This window comes from Enterobacter quasimori, from assembly GCF_018597345.1.
GTDB classification, from domain to species: domain Bacteria; phylum Pseudomonadota; class Gammaproteobacteria; order Enterobacterales; family Enterobacteriaceae; genus Enterobacter; species Enterobacter mori.
Map to the genome: position 1 here is coordinate 75,373 of NZ_JAHEVU010000007.1, position 17,886 is coordinate 93,258.

Annotated in this window: 18 protein-coding genes; 6 read left to right on the forward strand and 12 right to left on the reverse strand. The window is 56.6% G+C overall.

What is annotated here, in order from left to right; genetic code table 11:
- Positions 1-10 precede the first annotated feature (10 nt).
- The 3 genes from KK102_RS20685 to KK102_RS20695 all read right to left on the reverse strand — a co-directional run bounded on the left by KK102_RS20685 (position 11) and on the right by KK102_RS20695 (position 3,800).
- Entirely contained in the window at positions 11-2,134 is a 2,124-nt protein-coding gene (locus KK102_RS20685; protein ID WP_216358343.1) for an alpha-galactosidase, read from the reverse strand.
- Positions 2,135-2,238: 104 nt separating this feature from the next.
- Positions 2,239-3,234 (reverse strand): LacI family DNA-binding transcriptional regulator, encoded by a 996-nt coding sequence (locus KK102_RS20690; RefSeq protein ID WP_216358344.1) that lies wholly within the window; start codon positions 3,232-3,234, stop codon positions 2,239-2,241.
- 17 nt (positions 3,235-3,251) lie between these two features.
- Positions 3,252-3,800: a helix-turn-helix domain-containing protein gene (locus KK102_RS20695; RefSeq protein ID WP_010436871.1), complete on the reverse strand. Its 549-nt coding sequence runs from the start codon at positions 3,798-3,800 to the stop codon at positions 3,252-3,254.
- A gap of 104 nt (positions 3,801-3,904) precedes the next feature.
- Between KK102_RS20695 and KK102_RS20700 the strand changes: the two genes are divergently transcribed.
- Positions 3,905-4,564, forward strand: a complete 660-nt coding sequence (locus KK102_RS20700) for an AzlC family ABC transporter permease (RefSeq protein ID WP_010436869.1) — start codon at positions 3,905-3,907, stop codon at positions 4,562-4,564.
- Positions 4,564-4,887 (forward strand): AzlD domain-containing protein, encoded by a 324-nt coding sequence (locus KK102_RS20705; RefSeq protein ID WP_059311776.1) that lies wholly within the window; start codon positions 4,564-4,566, stop codon positions 4,885-4,887. The genes KK102_RS20700 and KK102_RS20705 overlap by 1 nt, the downstream gene beginning before the upstream one ends.
- 39 nt (positions 4,888-4,926) lie before the next feature.
- Here KK102_RS20705 and KK102_RS20710 read toward each other — a convergent pair whose 3' ends face one another.
- Both KK102_RS20710 and fdhD read right to left on the reverse strand, forming a co-directional pair.
- A complete protein-coding gene (locus tag KK102_RS20710) occupies positions 4,927-5,139 on the reverse strand; it encodes a YdgH/BhsA/McbA family protein (RefSeq protein WP_047360318.1) in 213 nt (70 codons plus the stop codon).
- 114 nt (positions 5,140-5,253) lie between these two features.
- Positions 5,254-6,090: a formate dehydrogenase accessory sulfurtransferase FdhD gene (gene fdhD, locus KK102_RS20715; RefSeq protein WP_216358345.1), complete on the reverse strand. Its 837-nt coding sequence runs from the start codon at positions 6,088-6,090 to the stop codon at positions 5,254-5,256.
- Between the two features lie 373 nt (positions 6,091-6,463).
- Here fdhD and fdnG point away from each other — a divergent pair, with 373 nt between their 5' ends.
- The 4 genes from fdnG to fdhE are packed head-to-tail and all read left to right on the forward strand — an operon-like array spanning position 6,464 to position 11,987.
- A complete protein-coding gene (gene fdnG, locus KK102_RS20720; RefSeq protein ID WP_216358346.1) occupies positions 6,464-9,514 on the forward strand; it encodes a formate dehydrogenase-N subunit alpha in 3,051 nt (1,016 codons plus the stop codon).
- A gap of 12 nt (positions 9,515-9,526) precedes the next feature.
- Positions 9,527-10,429, forward strand: coding sequence for a formate dehydrogenase subunit beta (fdxH, locus tag KK102_RS20725; RefSeq protein WP_008501831.1), 903 nt, complete (start codon positions 9,527-9,529; stop codon positions 10,427-10,429).
- Positions 10,426-11,061, forward strand: coding sequence for a formate dehydrogenase cytochrome b556 subunit (gene fdoI, locus KK102_RS20730; RefSeq protein WP_008501832.1), 636 nt, complete (start codon positions 10,426-10,428; stop codon positions 11,059-11,061). The genes fdxH and fdoI overlap by 4 nt, the downstream gene beginning before the upstream one ends.
- A complete protein-coding gene (fdhE, locus tag KK102_RS20735) occupies positions 11,058-11,987 on the forward strand; it encodes a formate dehydrogenase accessory protein FdhE (protein WP_025912306.1) in 930 nt (309 codons plus the stop codon). Before fdoI ends, fdhE begins: the two co-directional genes overlap by 4 nt.
- 39 nt (positions 11,988-12,026) lie before the next feature.
- Here fdhE and KK102_RS20740 read toward each other — a convergent pair whose 3' ends face one another.
- The 7 genes from KK102_RS20740 to typA all read right to left on the reverse strand — a co-directional run bounded on the left by KK102_RS20740 (position 12,027) and on the right by typA (position 17,616).
- Positions 12,027-12,398, reverse strand: coding sequence for a PIN domain-containing protein (locus KK102_RS20740; protein ID WP_126546075.1), 372 nt, complete (start codon positions 12,396-12,398; stop codon positions 12,027-12,029).
- Positions 12,399-12,400: 2 nt separating this feature from the next.
- Positions 12,401-12,643 (reverse strand): ribbon-helix-helix protein, CopG family, encoded by a 243-nt coding sequence (locus KK102_RS20745; protein ID WP_023618112.1) that lies wholly within the window; start codon positions 12,641-12,643, stop codon positions 12,401-12,403.
- Positions 12,644-12,765: 122 nt separating this feature from the next.
- Positions 12,766-13,707 (reverse strand): fatty acid biosynthesis protein FabY, encoded by a 942-nt coding sequence (gene fabY / locus KK102_RS20750; RefSeq protein ID WP_216358347.1) that lies wholly within the window; start codon positions 13,705-13,707, stop codon positions 12,766-12,768.
- A 44-nt stretch (positions 13,708-13,751) separates the two neighbouring features.
- The gene (dtd, locus tag KK102_RS20755; RefSeq protein WP_126546077.1) at positions 13,752-14,189 is read right to left on the reverse strand and encodes a D-aminoacyl-tRNA deacylase; all 438 of its coding nucleotides are present in this window, start codon (positions 14,187-14,189) and stop codon (positions 13,752-13,754) included.
- Positions 14,186-15,067, reverse strand: coding sequence for a virulence factor BrkB family protein (locus KK102_RS20760; protein WP_010436837.1), 882 nt, complete (start codon positions 15,065-15,067; stop codon positions 14,186-14,188). The genes dtd and KK102_RS20760 overlap by 4 nt, the downstream gene beginning before the upstream one ends.
- Positions 15,061-15,660, reverse strand: coding sequence for a glucose-1-phosphatase (gene yihX, locus KK102_RS20765; RefSeq protein ID WP_216358348.1), 600 nt, complete (start codon positions 15,658-15,660; stop codon positions 15,061-15,063). The genes KK102_RS20760 and yihX overlap by 7 nt, the downstream gene beginning before the upstream one ends.
- 132 nt (positions 15,661-15,792) lie before the next feature.
- Positions 15,793-17,616, reverse strand: coding sequence for a ribosome-dependent GTPase TypA (gene typA, locus KK102_RS20770; protein ID WP_126546079.1), 1,824 nt, complete (start codon positions 17,614-17,616; stop codon positions 15,793-15,795).
- Positions 17,617-17,886 lie beyond the last annotated feature (270 nt).

The following is a 17,886-nucleotide window of genomic DNA, read 5'->3' on the forward strand; positions in this document are numbered from 1 at the left end:
CCCTTCAACCTTACACGCGTTTGACGCCAATCAGAATGGCGGTCTCCGGGTCCAGAATCGGCAGCGCAATGCCCGCCTGCATCAGCCACTCGCCGCTCACCGTTTGCGGCGCTTCCATCCACGAAGGCAGCTTGCGCATGGTGTGTCCACCCTCGCCCGTAATCTGGATGTTTGGGTGATCGAGCAGCGTGATGCGGTACTGCGCGCTGGCGTCTAACCCCGGCATGCGCAGCGGCATCATCAGGGTGTAATCCGGCATCGCGAACTGGCTGACCATAAACAGCCCCTGCGCCTTGTCTTCGCTCACAATACCCTGTGCCAGCGTGGTGGCGTCCGGCATATCAATCCGCCACTGTGTACCCTGGTGGATCACCTCTCGCCACTGCTTGTGCAGCGCGGCGTAATGGCGATAGCCTTCGCGTTCATCTTCATCGACGGTAAGCGGATCCAGCTCCAGCCCCATATGGCCAAACAGGGCCGTCAGCCCGCGAAACTGGATGCTGTGCTGGCGGAAGGTCGCATGGCATTTATGATGACCGATATGCGCGCCCATCACCTCCGGCGGGAAGAAGTAGCTCATGCCGCGCTGGATGGTGCTGCGCTCAAGCGCGTCGTTGTTGTCGGACGCCCAGAAGCGGTGGCTGCGGGTCAGTACCTCATAATCAATGCGCCCGCCGCCGGAAGAGCAGGATTCAAACTCAACCTGCGGGAAGCGCTCGCCCAGCACGTCCAGCAGGCGGTAGAACTGGCGGGTCTGCGCGTCGGCGGCGGCTTTACCCTTGTGTCCCGGCTGCACCAGCTCGCGGTTCATGTCCCACTTCACGTAGTCGACCGCGTGTTCGCCCAGCAGCCAGCTTATGCGCTCCACGAGGTAATCAAAGGCTTCCGGGATGCTGAGGTTGAGCACCAGCTGATGACGCCCTGTCGCCCGGGCGTAGCCCGGCAGCGCCAGTACCCAGTCAGGGTGCGCGCGATACAGATCGGAATCCGGATTGATCATCTCCGGCTCTACCCAGATGCCAAACTCCATGCCGAGCCGCTTGACGTGGTCGATTACCGGCGTCAGGCCGTTCGGATATTTTTTCTCATCCAGATACCAGTCGCCCAGCGCGGCATGGTCGTCGTTGCGGCCTTTGAACCAGCCGTCATCAATGATGAAGCGCTCCACGCCCAGCGCGGCAGCCTCGTCGGCCATGCGCATGATGTACTCCGGATCGTGGTTGAAGTAGATCCCTTCCCAGGTATTGAGGTGCACCGGGCGCGGTTTGTTTTCCGGGAAGCGGATAACGTTATCGCGCAGGTAGCGGTGGAACGGCTGGCTCATGCCGTTCAGGCCGTGCTCGGAGTAGCTGGCATAGAGGCGCGGAGTCCAGAGCGTTTCGCCCTCTTCAACCGCCATTTCACCCGGCAGGTAAAGCGCTTCGGCCTGTATATAACGGCGACCATCGGTTTTCGCTTCGGCGCGCAGGCGGTGGTTGCCGCTCCAGCCCAGATGCACGCCCCAGACGTCGCCCTGCATTTCGCTGAACGATGGCGTACCGGCGATCAGCGCCGGGAAGTGCTCGTGGGAGGTTTTACCCCGGCGATTTTCAATCACGAAGCTGTCGTGTTCAAGCCTGACGCGGTGCGGCTGGAATTCACGGATCCAGCGTCCGTGGAAGGCCATCACCTCATGCGCGCGCTCGGCCACCGGCAGCGTGACGGCGAAACGGTCCACCTGCCAGGGGATCGCTTTCAGATTCGTTAAACCATGACGAACCACCAGCACGCCGCTGGCATCCAGCACCAGCTCGCTGGTCAGGCGCAGCCCGGCAAGCTCATCTTCGGCGGTAACCGTCAGGGTATTGAATTTCTGCTGCACCCGCGTGGTTTTGAACACCGGGGAACCGTCCAGCCCCTGGCGATGCCCCTCAATGCCCGGCGAGCCAAACAGACCGTGCCCCAGCTCCGCCATCAGCGTGACCGGGGAGTCGACGTCAAGCCTGCCGTTCGCCACCGGGCGCGCAATGCTCAGCACATCGTGCGGCGAAAAGTGCTGAAGGTGCGTCCCCCAGTAGAGAATTTCGGCGAAAGGATGGGTTTTAACCACCACGTCTACCGTATTGCTTTCGAGTCGAAAAATGGAATCTTGCATCAGACATCTCCTGTCGTCGGGATGTCCTGAGTGTTGATCCGAAACGTTTCGGATACAAACCAAAACGTTTCGGATCTGTGATCGGGTTTGGAATTTTAGTGAGTTTAGGCCGTCTGGCCCGGAGAGAATTCAGGCTGCCAGAGCACCTGAAGCTGCTCGATATCGTCACCGTTAATCAGCTTGCGCACCATATCGGCAATCTGTTTTCCGACGCCCTGACGGGTGGACTGAATGACTGACGCCACGTCGATATCGACAATGCTGTCCTGCGGCAGGCCGTCGTAGACCACCAGCGAGACGGCGCTGTCGCCGGATAAGCGCCCCATCTGCGCCAGCGCCATTGCCGCACCGTCGCCGTGGGTGTTGCAGTCGGTAATGATGGCCGTGGGCGGCTGCGGCAGAGCGAGAAGCTCTTTGGTTATGGCATACCCCACGCGGCGCGACGGCGGCATGGCGCGCAGCCATTCGCTGGAAAGCCCGGCCTCTCGCAGGGCATCGAGAAAGCCCTGACGACGCTGGGTAATAAACGCCTGGTTGTTGCTTTCGCCCAGCAGCGCGATGCGCTGATGGCCTTTCTCGATCAGCCAGCGGGTAGCCTGATGCGTACCGGCGTAGTTGTCGAAGTCAAACCACGCGTACGGCTGAGGGAGGTGGCTGCGCCCGAGCGCCAGGAAAGGAAAACCGGCGGCCTGAAGCTGCTCAAGACGCGGATCGTGGTCCAGCGTGTGCGCTACGATCAGCGCATCCACGCGGCGGCTCTGCACCATGCGCATGTAGCTGTGCTTATCGGCCAAATCATCATCGGCTATCAGCAGTAAATCGATCTCATGTCGCGCCAGTTCGTGGCTAATTTCGCCGACCATGTCCATAAAAACGCTATTATTGAGCGGAACGGGATGGACGGGGAACACCAGCCCAACGGCGTCAATTTTGCCCATCTTCAGGCGGCGGGCGAAGGTGTTAGGTCGGTAACCACGGCGCTGAGCCTCTGCTTCCACGCGGGCGCGCGTCTCGGCGGAGACGTCGTCATATCCGTTGAGTGCGCGGCTGACGGTGGTGACTGACAGCCCCAGTTCTTTGGCAATGGCTTTAAGCGACATGGTTTTCCGTATCTCTGTTAGTTCTGTTCCGCCACCAGCAGCGCGTGCGTATCCGGCTCCAGCGCCTTAAAGATATGCGGCAGATCGGCGGGATAACAGATGTAGTCCCCCGGCCCCAACTCTTCCGCCGCGTCTATCAGGCCGACCAGCGCTCTTCCCTGCGTCACAATGATGTGCTCGACTGACCCCGGCGGATGCGGCTGGGATATACGGTCTGCGCCCGGCTGGGTGAGCAGCAGATAGATGTCGCGCCGCGCGCCCGGCGGACACGCCGCCAGCAAAATAGCTTCGTAGTTCGCCTGCCCGGCAACGACCTTCGTTCCCTCTCCACGACGGATGACCTGCGTTGTCGTCTGCTGGGGTTCCAGCAGGCGGGCGAAAGGGATATCCAGCGCCACGCAAAGCGACCACAGCGTCTCCAGGCTGGGGTTACCGTTGCCGGACTCCAGTTGCGAAAGCGTGGATTTGGCGATCCCGGCACGACGGGCAATTTCCGCCAGTGAAAGCCCGGTTCGCAGGCGTTCTCGCACCAGGCTTTTGGCGATCACGCTGATTGGCTGCGTCATAAAACGGCCCTTTTTGTTCTATAAATCGAACGAATCGTTCATCTTGAAAAACGCTTCTGTTGCGTTCATTATAATGGATACACGTTCGATATGGCTAAAAATGTATGAAGCATCATCTTTCCTGCCTGAAAGGCGACACGATAAAAGCAATCATCCTGGTTTGCCTCGCGGTGGGCGTGGTCGGGATGTCCTACGGCTCGCTGGCGATGGCCTACGGTTTCCCGCTGTGGGTACCGTTTGTGCTCTCTCTTACCGTGCTGGCGGGCGCATCGGAATTTATGTTTATCGGCATCGTGGCGAGCGGCGGCAATCCCCTGGCGGCTGCGGCTGCCGGTTTGCTGGTCAACGCCCGCCACGTGCCGTTTGGCGTGACGGTGCGGGAACTGGTGGGCAAGCGCGGCCTGAGCTTTTTGGGCTGCCACATCATGAACGATGAAAGCGTGGTGTTTGGCCTGTCGCAGAAAACCCCCGAACAGCGTAAAGCGGCCTACTGGCTGTGCGGTTTGGGCGTGGCAATCATCTGGCCGCTGGGCGCGCTGCTGGGTGCCATGGTCGGCAAGCTGCTGCCGGACCCGGAAACCATTGGGCTGGATGCGGTATTTCCCGCCATTTTGCTGGCGTTAGTGGTGCCCGCGTTTAAAAACCGCACCACGCTGATCCGCGCCTGCAGCGGTGCCGTATTGTCGCTGGCCGCCGTGCCGTTTGCTCCGGTGGGTCTGCCGGTGCTGCTCTCCTTGCTCGGTCTTGCCGCGAGGAAAAAATAATGGAAAACATGACGGTCTTTATTCTCGGTATCGCGATCCTGTCTGCGGGAACGTATTTGATGCGCCTCGGCGGGGCAAAGCTGGGCAGCAGGCTGGCGTTGTCAGAGCGTTCACAGGCGCTGCTGTCAGATGCGGCAACGGTATTGCTGTTTTCGGTGGCGCTGGCGACGACGTTTTATGAAGGGGAACATTTCGCCGGGATGGCGCGGGTGCTGGGCGTGGCGTTTGCGGTGTTTTTGGCCTGGCGGAAGATGCCGTTAATTGTGGTGATCGTTGCGGCGGCCGTGGTGACGGCGCTGCTGCGTCTGGCGGGCATAAACTAAAAAAGCGCCCCAGGGGCGCTCTTTCGACGGTGTGACGGCTTATTTAGTCAGTTCAGCGGTCATGTGTACGCGGTTACCGGTGAATGCCTGGGTAATTTTGTACGATGATGCACCTGCTTCCTGAGCCTGCGCAGCAATTTTGGCTTCTGCGCCGTCCAGCGTAGAGGCGGAAGCGGTTACTGTCTGCGCAGCGAAAGAACCGAAAGAAGCAGCCAGAGCGATTACAGCGACAAAAGTTTTGATGCTTTTCATGATATAAACCCTTTCATTAAGTTGTTTAGGTAAGGCACCGTGCCTTGATGAGATAAATACTAGACCTCATCCCGATCAACTAAAAGCGGAAGGATTTGCTATTCTCTTTCAAAATTACTGATCAACAATCAATCGCTGTGAATGCGTGTAAATCGTCGCCCTTCCCGGCTTGCAGAACCCCACCAGCGTCAGGTTACAGCGTTCTGCCACTTCTACCGCCAGCGTCGTTGCCGCTGAGACCGCAAACAGAATTTCCACGCCGCACATGGCGGCTTTCTGCACCATCTCGTAGCTGGCGCGGCTGGAAACGAGTGCAGCTCCCTGCTGCCAGACGTCACTTTCACGCGCGCGGCGACCGAGCAGCTTGTCCAGCGCCACGTGGCGGCCCACGTCTTCATGACCACCGATAATGTCGCCCGATGGCAGAACCCACGCCGCCGCGTGCGTACAGCCGCTCAGCTGACCGATGGGCTGTACATCGTTGAGGTGTTCCAGTGCTTTATCGAGGTTGGCGAGGTTAAACGTCTGGGTAAACGGCAGTGGCGTAACGGGCTTACCGATATCGTTGAGCTGCTCAACGCCGCACACGCCGCAGCCGGTGCGTCCGGCCAGCGCGCGCCGACGCTCTTTTAACCCCATAAAGCGTCGGCTGGAGAGCTCGATTTGCACTTCAAGGCCGTTACACGCCTTCACCACGTCCATGCCGTAGATCTCCTGCGGATGGTCGATGATGCCTTCCGAGAGGGAAAAACCGATGGCGAACAGCTCAAGATCTTTCGGCGAAGCCATCATCACCACGTGCGAGATACCGTTGTAAACGAGCGCAACGGGCACCTCTTCCGCCAGAAAATCGGGCATGGCATGGGTAATGTGGGGCGGTCTGTGTACCACCCGTTCCACAACGCCCGCAGGCAGTGGTGACGGGTGGGTAGCACGGTTTTGTTTAGACACGACGGTATTCCTGAACAACCACGGAGGTGAGCCTGCTATTGCATCACAAACAACAGGGCTTACGCATAGTATGGATCAACTTTTCAGCATCAAGTTTACCTACTCACTTGTGAGAGGTGCAACAAAACGCATGCTACACCCCTTTAACATGCGGGGTTAATAATGTGATTTATATCACACTTTATAGTCAACAGGGTGATAATACGTTCACTTTGTTTTAACGCCATTGGAACAGTCGTACCGACATTGTGGTATTCTGATGATATCCCTCGTGGAATTGAGGGATTAACGCAAATTTTTCTCCTTTGCGGTCAATTCTCAACCGCGAAGTTAAAACTACATATGTAAGCAATGTCGAAACAAGGAGTGACCCATGCAGGTCAGCAGAAGGCAGTTCTTTAAGATCTGCGCTGGCGGTATGGCAGGCACCACGGCAGCGGCACTGGGCTTTGCGCCCGGCGTAGCGCTGGCGGAAACGCGGCAGTATAAACTGCTGCGCACCCGTGAAACCCGTAATACCTGTACGTACTGCTCTGTCGGTTGCGGGCTGTTGATGTATAGCCTCGGCGACGGTGCTAAAAACGCCAAAGCGTCTATTTTCCATATCGAAGGCGACCCGGATCATCCGGTCAACCGCGGCGCATTGTGCCCCAAAGGGGCCGGCCTGGTGGACTTTATCCACTCCGAAAGCCGCCTTAAATTCCCAGAATACCGCGCGCCTGGCTCCGACAAATGGCAGCAAATTAGCTGGGAAGAGGCGTTCGACCGCATCGCAAAACATATTAAAGAAGACCGCGATGCCAACTTTGTTGAGAAGAACGCCGACGGCGTCACGGTCAACCGCTGGCTCTCCACCGGGATGCTGTGTGCCTCTGCTTCCAGCAACGAAACCGGTTATTTAACCCAGAAATTTACGCGCGCACTCGGTATGCTCGCGGTCGACAACCAGGCGCGTGTCTGACACGGACCAACGGTAGCAAGTCTTGCTCCAACATTTGGTCGCGGTGCGATGACCAACCACTGGGTCGACATCAAGAACGCCAACCTCATTGTGGTGATGGGCGGTAACGCCGCTGAAGCGCACCCTGTCGGGTTCCGCTGGGCGATGGAAGCCAAAATCCACAACGGTGCGAAACTGATTGTGATCGATCCCCGCTTTACGCGTACTGCGTCAGTGGCGGATTTCTACACCCCTATTCGTTCAGGTACTGACATCACTTTCCTGTCAGGCGTACTGCTGTACCTGATGACCAACGAAAAATACAACCGCGAATACACCGAAGCCTATACCAACGCCAGCCTGATCGTGCGTGAGGATTACCACTTCGAAGATGGCCTGTTCAGCGGTTACGATGCTGAAAAACGCAAGTACGACAAAACCAGCTGGAACTACGAGCTGGATGAAAAAGGCTTTGCGAAGCGCGACACCACTCTGCAACACCCGCGCTGCGTGTGGAACCTGCTGAAAGAGCACGTCTCCCGCTACACGCCGGACGTTGTCGAAAACATCTGTGGTACACCGAAGGCGGACTTCCTGAAGGTGTGCGAGCTTATCGCCGAAACCAGCGCGAAAGACAAAACCGCATCGTTCCTGTACGCCCTCGGCTGGACGCAACACTCCATCGGCGCGCAGAACATCCGCACCATGGCGATGGTTCAGCTTCTGCTCGGCAACATGGGGATGGCAGGCGGCGGCGTGAACGCCCTGCGCGGTCACTCCAACATTCAGGGTCTGACCGACCTCGGCCTGCTGTCTCAAAGCCTGCCGGGTTACATGAACCTGCCAAGCGAGAAACAGACCGACCTGCAAACCTACCTGACGGCCAGCACGCCTAAACCGCTGCTTGAAGGCCAGGTGAACTACTGGGGCAACTATCCGAAATTCTTCGTCTCGATGATGAAAGCCTTCTTCGGCGATAAAGCAACGGCGGAAAACAGCTGGGGCTTTGACTGGCTGCCGAAGTGGGACAAAGGCTACGACGTTCTGCAGTATTTCGAGATGATGCACCAGGGCAAAGTGAACGGCTATCTGTGCCAGGGCTTTAACCCGGTGGCCTCGTTCCCGAACAAGAACAAGGTTGTTGAGTCTCTGTCGAAGCTGAAGTTCCTGGTGACGATTGACCCGCTCAATACCGAGACCTCGACCTTCTGGCAGAACCACGGCGAATCGAACGACGTCGATCCGTCGAAGATTCAGACCGAAGTGTTCCGTCTGCCGTCAACCTGCTTTGCGGAAGAGAACGGGTCTATCGTCAACTCCGGACGCTGGCTGCAGTGGCACTGGAAAGGCGCGGACGCCCCGGGCATCGCCATGAACGACGGCGAGATCCTGGCCGGTATCTTCTTGCGCCTGCGTAAGATGTATGCGGAAGAAGGCGGCGCGAACCCGGAACCGGTCCTGAACATGACCTGGAACTACTCGACGCCGGAAAACCCTGCGCCAGAAGAAGTGGCGATGGAGAGCAACGGTAAGGCGCTGGCGGACGTTATCGACCCGGCCACCGGCACCGTACTGGCGAAGAAAGGCGATCAGCTTAGTACCTTCGCCCACCTGCGCGATGACGGTACCACGTCAAGCGGCTGCTGGATCTTTGCCGGTAGCTGGACGCCGAAAGGCAACCAGATGGCCAACCGCGATAACGCCGATCCGTCGGGCCTCGGCAATACGCTGGGCTGGGCATGGGCGTGGCCGCTCAACCGCCGCATCCTCTATAACCGCGCGTCCGCTGACCCGCAGGGCAACCCGTGGGATCCGAAGCGTCAGCTTCTGAAGTGGGACGGCGCTAAATGGGGCGGCGTGGATATTCCGGACTACAGCACTGCCGCACCGGGCAGCGACGTTGGGCCGTTTATCATGCAGCCTGAAGGGATGGGACGTCTGTTTGCTATCGATAAGATGGCGGAAGGTCCGTTCCCGGAACACTACGAGCCGTTTGAGACGCCGCTGGGCACCAACCCGCTGCACCCGAACGTGGTCTCTAACCCGGCAGCCCGTATCTTTAAGGGCGATTTCGACGCGCTGGGTAAAAAAGACAAGTTCCCGTACGTGGGCACCACCTACCGTCTGACCGAGCACTTCCACTACTGGACCAAGCACGCGCTGCTTAACGCCATCGCGCAGCCGGAACAGTTTGTGGAGATCGGCGAGAAGCTGGCGAACAAGCTCGGCATTGCCCATGGCGATACCGTGAAGGTCTCCTCTAACCGCGGCTACATTAAGGCCAAGGCGGTGGTGACCAAGCGTATTCGCACGCTGAACGTTCACGGTCAGCAGGTGGATACCATCGGTATTCCGATTCACTGGGGCTATGAGGGCGTGGCGAAGAAAGGGTTCATTGCGAACACCCTGACGCCGTTCGTCGGCGATGCGAACACGCAGACGCCGGAGTTTAAGGCCTTCCTCGTGAACGTGGAAAAGGTGTAACGGAGACGACTTATGGCTTATCAATCTCAAGACATTATCCGTCGTTCCGCGACTAACGGTTTCACGCCCGCGCCTCAGGCGCGGGACCACCAGCAGGAAGTGGCGAAGCTTATCGACGTGACCACCTGCATCGGCTGTAAAGCCTGTCAGGTGGCGTGTTCAGAGTGGAACGATCTGCGTGACGAAGTGGGTCACAACGTCGGGGTGTACGACAACCCGGCGGACCTGACCGCCAAGTCCTGGACGGTGATGCGTTTCTCGGAAGTGGAGCAGAACGACAAACTGGAATGGCTTATCCGCAAAGACGGCTGTATGCACTGTGCGGATCCGGGCTGCCTGAAGGCATGTCCGTCAGAAGGGGCTATCATTCAGTATGCCAACGGCATCGTCGACTTCCAGTCCGAACAGTGCATCGGCTGCGGCTACTGCATCGCAGGCTGTCCGTTCGACGTACCGCGCCTGAACCCGGAAGACAACCGCGTCTACAAATGCACCCTGTGCGTGGACCGCGTTACCGTCGGCCAGGAGCCTGCATGCGTGAAGACCTGCCCAACCGGCGCAATCCACTTTGGCTCCAAAGAGGATATGAAAACGCTGGCGGCAGAGCGTGTGGGCGAGCTGAAGACCCGTGGTTACGACAACGCGGGCCTGTACGATCCGGCCGGGGTTGGCGGTACACACGTGATGTACGTGCTGCACCACGCCGACAAGCCGAACCTGTATCACGGCCTGCCGGAGAACCCGGAAATCAGCGCTACCGTGAAGTTCTGGAAAGGCATCTGGAAACCGCTGGCAGCGGTGGGCTTTGCTGCCACCTTCGCAGCGAGCATCTTCCACTACGTCGGCGTCGGTCCGAACCGCGCGGAAGAGGAAGACGACAACCTGCATGAAGAGAAAGACGAGGTGCGCAAATGAGAAAACGTGACACCATCGTGCGCTACACCGCGCCGGAACGCATCAACCACTGGGTCACCGCCTTCTGCTTCATGCTGGCGGCGATAAGCGGGCTGGGGTTCTTCTTCCCGTCCTTCAACTGGCTGATGCAGATCATGGGGACACCACAGCTGGCGCGCATCCTGCACCCGTTTGTGGGCGTCATCATGTTCGCGTCGTTCATCATTATGTTTTTCCGCTACTGGCACCATAACCTAATCAATCGGGATGATATCTTTTGGGCGAAGAATATTCGTAAGATCGTCGTCAACGAGGAAGTGGGTGATACCGGGCGTTATAACTTCGGCCAGAAATGCGTATTCTGGGCGGCGATTATCTTCCTGGTCCTGTTGCTGGTGAGCGGCGTGATCATCTGGCGTCCGTACTTTGCGCCTGCTTTCTCAATCCCGGTGATCCGATTCGCGCTGATGCTGCATTCATTTGCCGCAGTGGCGTTAATTGTGGTTATCATGGTGCATATCTACGCCGCCCTTTGGGTGAAAGGCACCATTACCGCGATGGTGGAAGGATGGGTAACCAGTACGTGGGCGAAGAAGCATCACCCGCGCTGGTACCGTGAAGTCCGCCAGAAACAGGAAAAGTCATCTGAATGAGTATTCGCATAATCCCGCAAGATGAGCTGGGGTCGAGCGAGAAACGCACGGCGGATTATATTCCGCCGTTGTTATTCCCCAGACTCAAGAACCTCTACAACCGCCGCGCAGAGCGTCTGCGCGAGCTGGCAGAGAACAACCCGCTGGGCGATTTTCTGCGTTTTGCCGCGCTGGTCGCCCACGCGCAGGAAGTGGTGCTGTATGACCACCCCTTGCAAATGGATCTGACCGCGCGCATCAAAGAAGCCAACGCGCAGGGCAAGCCGCCGCTGGACATTCACGTCCTGCCGCGCGACAAGCACTGGCAGAAGCTGCTGCATTCACTGATTGCCGAGCTGAAACCCGAGATGAGCGGCACCGCGCTGGCGGTTATCGAGAATCTGGAAAAAGCCTCTGACCTGGAGCTGGAAGAGATGGCGAGCGCGCTGTTTGCCTCTGACTTCTCGCTGGTCAGCAGCGATAAAGCGCCGTTTATCTGGGCTGCCCTGTCGCTCTACTGGGCGCAAATGGCAAGCCTGATCCCAGGTAAAGCGCGCGCCGAATACGGCGAAGCGCGCCAGTTCTGCCCGGTCTGCGGCTCCATGCCGGTATCGAGCATGGTGCAAATCGGCACCACGCAGGGGCTGCGCTACCTGCACTGCAACCTGTGTGAAACCGAGTGGCACGTGGTGCGCATCAAGTGCAGCAACTGCGAGCAGACCCGCGATCTGAACTACTGGTCGCTGGAAAATGAAGACGCGGCGGTGAAAGCCGAAAGCTGCGGCGACTGCGGCACTTACCTGAAGATTCTGTATCAGGAAAAAGACCCGAAAGTCGAAGCGGTGGCCGACGATCTCGCCTCGCTGATTCTGGACGCGAAGATGGAGCAGGAGGGCTTTGCCCGCAGCTCGATTAACCCGTTCCTGTTCCCGGGTGAAGGGGAGTAATCTCCTGTGAGAGTGCCGGGCGGCGCAAGCTTGCCCGGCCTACAGGTGGTAAGGCGTAAGGACCTCTTCAATACCCGCAAAATCTTTCGTGTTTCGAGAAATCAACGGACAATGTCTGCTCTGCGCTGTGGCCAGAATGATAGCATCAGGCAGTTTCATCCCATGCTTCTCGCGGAGTAAAACGCTTCTTTCCGCAATATCCCGAGATACATCAATAATCTCGAAAGCGCCCATTACGGCTGCCGTTTTAGCTTCATGACCGTGTCTGCGCGCGCCTACCATGACTTCAATCCACGTGATCAGGCTAATGGCTCTATGAGACGCTGTGCGATCAATCGCATCCGCAGCTTCAACACGATTGTTAAAGAGATCGATGAGAATATTGGTATCAAACACTGCCATGTGTTCCATGATTACCACTCCTCACGCAGCTTACGCTCATACTCAAGCCCATCCTCTTTGCGGTCTCCCCACAGCCCAAGCGCATCGCGGATAATCGAAGAACTCTGTTGGTCGAGGTACAGCTCAATGGCTTCCCGCAACAGTTCAGCGCGCGGCTGATTTTTCAGCTGCTTGAGGTTATCCAACCGTTGAATCACGTCATCAGACAAATCGATAAGTATTCTGCCCATATCAAGTTCCGCCAAAACGCTCATATATCACCTTAGTATATCATCTGCGGTTAATTTTCAGGCAAAATACACTTTACGAATACAGGGATAAAGGACGTTTTGAAAATGGCGAGCGCTTTTGCGAGTCGTCTTCCAGAAGCTGGACACTACTCCTCCTCGTTCCCGCCCTCTTCATACGCGCCGTAGGGCTTCGCCGGAAGAACGATATACGTTCCTTCAAACACCGCGCCCGCCGTTTCATCGCCAAACAGCTCAACCTGCATCTGTACGCGCGCTTTGCGGCCTCGCGCCAGACGGTCAAGATCGCCGCCCAGTGCACCGAGATCGGCCACCGCGCTTGGCTTGCCGCTGATGGGGGCGCTGTAGCGAATATGTGCATCAGCAAGAATAATGGTGCCGCCCAGATGACGCTCGCGCAGCATTAGCCAGATCAGCCCCCAGCCGGTCAGGGTCGCCAGCGAGAAGAGACTGCCAGCAAAAAGAGTGTGGTGCGGGTTTTGGTTGCCGATCTCCGGCATAGTGGTAATGAATTTCTGCCCGGTGTATTGCTGAATGCGCACGCCCATTTTTTCACTGAGCGGAATGTGCTCATACCACGCCTGCTGCAGCTGACCGCACCAGTCCGCGCGATGCAGAATGTCATCCAGCGTAGCGATGGGTTTGATCATCAAAAAGTGGCGAATCGGCGTGGTTTGCGGGGCGGTAATTTCGCCCTGGTTAACAAAACCGAGCTTGGCAAAGAACTCGACGGCATCTTCACGGGCGCTACAGGTGACGCGCTTAACGCCTTCCTGACGGGCCACGGACTCCAGCGTCATCGCCATCAGGGTACCAAGCCCTTTATCCTGCACGGACGGGTGAACCGCCATAAAGCGAATAGAGGCTTCATTGTCGGCATTGATATACAGTCGCCCAACGGCGACGAGGTTACCCTCTTCATCCACCACCATTTGATGGTGCGCCATCGCATCCCAGGCGTCGCGTTCAGACCCTTTGGGTTGATGTAAGGGTTTGCGCAGCATTTCCCAGCGGAAATGGTAATAAGCGTCTAACTCTTCTTCCGTTTGCGGTACTCGAAGGTGATACATAGCTGTACTCTCTCTGGTTACCCGCGGCCACGCCGCCAGTTGGCTCATACCTGAAGCCAGAATGTGACGGGGCCATCGTTCACCAGCGATACCTGCATATCTGCAGCGAATCGTCCGGTTTGCGTATTCATTTCCTGCTGACGGCAGCGCTCAACAAAGTACTCATAAAGGGCTTCTGCGCGTTCTGGCGCAGCACCTTTAGAAAAACCTGGCCGCATGCCGCGTTCGGTATCTGCGGCCAACGTAAACTGGGAAACCACCAGCACGCTTCCACCCGCCTGCTGCACGTTGAGATTCATCTTGCCCTCCGCATCGCCAAAGATGCGGTAGCCCAGCACGCGCTCGCAAAGGCGGTTGGCTTTCTGTTCGTCATCATCCTTTTCGACACCTAACAACACTAAAAGTCCTGGGCCGATTTCACCCGTCACCTCGTCCTCCACGGTGACGCTGGCACGGGTTACGCGCTGTATCAATGCAATCATGGTTGGTCTGCTTCTTGTTGTTTTTCAGCTTCTGCTGCTTTTTTAAGTTCGCGGTATATTCCGAGAGTGACAGTTATTTCTGCACCAAGCAAGACGATACACCAGGTCCAGTAGACCCAGACAAACAAAATGGGGATCACCGCCAGCACGCCGTAAATCAGCTGATAAGACGGGAACATGGTGATGTAAAGCGCGAAACCTTTCTTGCCCAGCTCGAAGAGCACGGCAGCCACCAGCGCCCCAACGATGGCATCACGATTAGGTACGCGCGTCGTCGGCACCACGCTGTAAAGCAGCCAGAACGAGAGCCACGATAAAATGAGCGGGAAGATGCGCAGAACGTTATCAATCACGCTGTTTAAGTCACTCGCCCAGCGCAGAGAAAGAAGATAGGAGCTGATCGCCAGGCTCGCCCCCGCCAGCAGCGGACCGAGGGTCAAAATCATCCAGTACACGGCAAAAGAGTAAACCTTAGGACGGATTTTTTTGCTTCGCCAGATGGTGTTGAGGGCACTGTCGATGGAATACATCAAAAGCAGCGCCGTGACGATGAGGCCACAGGCGCCCACCGCCGTCATCTTGCTGGAGTTGGCGACAAACTGCTCAATGTAGTTCTGAATGACGTCGCCGGTGGCCGGAATGAAATTCGCGAAGACAAAATGACGAAGCTGCAGGCTGACGTCGGCAAACATCGGAAACGCGGAAAACAGGGCAAAGATGACCGCCACCAGCGGCACCAATGAGAGCAACGACACATAGGCGAGATTCCCCGCCAGCGTCGTCATGTTGTCCTCATCAATGCGGTGCCAGAGCAGCTTCAGCCATGCCCGGAGCGGCCGGGTATGGTGCGTGGCTTTTTGATGAACGGTTTTTAGCATAACTGCTTCGCAAAATAGTTCGGTATCGTCTCTTTTCCGGTCACCAGAATTGACGTGATACCTAACTGGTTAGCTCCCTCTATATTATCGGCGTTGTCGTCGAAAAAGACCGCATCAGCCGCGGAGAATCCTTCTTCCTGCAGAACCGCCTGATAAATACGCGCTTCAGGCTTGCGCATGCCCATCTCCTGGGAGAGATAAATTTTATCTGCTGCCGCACGGATCTCCGGATATTCCTCCGGCCAAAACGTGGTATGCAGGCGGTTGGTATTTGACAGCACCACCACGCGATGCCCCTGCTCGCGCAGTTTATGCATGATGTCGGTGACTTCCGGGCGGATCGCGACAAAGACCGCCTGCCAGCCATGGGAAAACTGTTCGTAGCTTAACGGCAGATCCATTTCATGGCAGAAACGCTCTGCGAATTCTTCATCGCTGATTTCACCGCGTTCGTGCTGGTGGAATGTCTCACCCATCGCGAAATTCTGTTTTAACGTCGCCAGGGGAACACGGCTAAAATCGCTCCATGCGCCCAGCACCCGATTAAAATCGATATCGACGATTACATTTCCTAAGTCAAAGATATAAAGCATGTTTATCTCCTTTCGCCGTGGAAAAGTAACTGTAGCGGGAAAGATAAGGTTTGGCTATGGAGAGGGGCACAACGCAGAAAAAGAAAAACCCCGCCACAAGGACGGGGTTTTAGAGACTTAAAGAGGAGTGAATTACTCTTCTTTCGCACCGCGCATTGCACGTTTACGATCGTTCTCGGTCAGGTGACGTTTACGGATACGAATTGACTGTGGAGTCACTTCGACCAGTTCGTCATCATCGATGAATTCCAGAGCCTGCTCCAGAGTCATCTTGATCGGTGGAACCAGAACCGTTGCTTCGTCAGTACCGGACGCACGCATGTTGGTCAGTTTCTTACCGGTCAGGCAGTTTACGGTCAGGTCGTTAGAACGACTGTGAATACCGATGATCTGGCCTTCATAAACTTCAGCACCGTGACCCAGGAACAGCTTACCGCGATCCTGCAGACCGAACAGCGCAAACGCAACCGCTTTACCCTGACCGTTGGAGATCAGCACGCCGTTGTTACGCTGGCCCACTTCACCCGGACGAACGTCGTCGTAGTGGCTGAAGGTGGAGTACAGCAGACCGGTACCTGAAGTCATGGTCATGAACTCAGAACGGAAGCCGATCAGGCCACGGCTTGGGATCACGTAGTCGAGACGTACGCGGCCTTTGCCATCTGGATTCATGTTTTTCAGATCGCCTTTACGCTCACCCAGAGCCTGCATCACAGAACCCTGGTGCTGCTCTTCAACGTCCAGAGTCACGTTTTCGAACGGCTCTTGTTTACGGCCGTCGATTTCGCGGAAGATAACTTTCGGACGGGAAACCGCCATTTCGAAACCTTCACGACGCATGTTTTCGATCAGAACAGACAGGTGCAGCTCACCACGGCCCGAAACGCGGAATGCATCAGCGTCTTCGGTTTCTTCAACGCGCAGCGCAACGTTGTGCACCAGCTCTTTGTTCAGGCGGTCAAGGATCTGACGAGAGGTAACGAACTTACCTTCTTTACCACAGAACGGAGAGGTGTTGACGTTGAAGAACATGGATACGGTTGGTTCATCAACGGACAGGGCTGGCAGCGCTTCGACGTTCTGCGGATCGCAGATGGTGTCGGAGATGTTCAGTTCACCCAGACCGGTGATAGCGATGATGTCGCCCGCTTCAGCGATGTCGCTCTCGATACGCTCAAGACCCAGGTGAGTCAGCACTTTACCCACTTTACCGTTACGGGTTTTGCCTTCGCTATCGATGATAGTAACCTGCTGGTTAGGCTTCACTTTACCGCGCTTGATACGACCAATGCCGATTACGCCAACGTAGTTGTTGTAGTCGAGCTGAGAGATCTGCATCTGCAGGGTGCCGTCGAGATCAACGTTTGGTGCAGGAACACGGTCAACAATCGCCTGGTACAGCGGGGTCATGTCTTCTGCCATGTCTTCGTGGTCCAGACCTGCAATACCGTTCAGCGCAGAAGCGTAAACGATAGGGAAGTCCAACTGCTCGTCGGTCGCGTCAAGGTTAACGAACAGGTCGAAGACCTGATCAACAACCCAGTCAGGACGCGCGCCAGGACGGTCAACTTTGTTGATAACAACAATTGGCTTCAGACCATGAGCAAACGCTTTTTTGGTCACGAAGCGCGTCTGGGGCATTGGGCCATCCATTGCGTCAACGACCAGCAGAACGGAGTCTACCATGGACATTACACGTTCAACTTCACCACCGAAGTCGGCGTGCCCTGGGGTATCAACGATGTTGATACGGTAGTCATTCCATTTGATAGCGGTGTTTTTGGCGAGGATGGTAATCCCACGCTCTTTCTCCAAATCGTTGGAGTCCATCACGCGTTCTTGAGTTTCGGCACGAGCATCAAATGTACCGGACTGCTGCAGCAGCTTATCAACCAGGGTAGTTTTACCATGGTCGACGTGCGCGATGATGGCGATGTTACGCAATTTTTCGATCACAACTTTGCCTCAGGCATTTAGAAATAGCGCGTTATTGTACACGGATTAATCGCACTACAAAACAGGATCACAAACATCCCCCGCAAACAAGTATTGCAGAGATGCTTTGTGATCGCTTTCACGGAGCGGTAAAAGGGCACTTTAACGTAAATTGCACCAATATGGTGCTCAATGTTCACATTGAAGCACTATACTGGTGCAACAAATCCATTGTGGTGCAGCCCTTTTGCACTATGGTGCGCATGATAACGCCTTTTTGGGGTGTTTTAA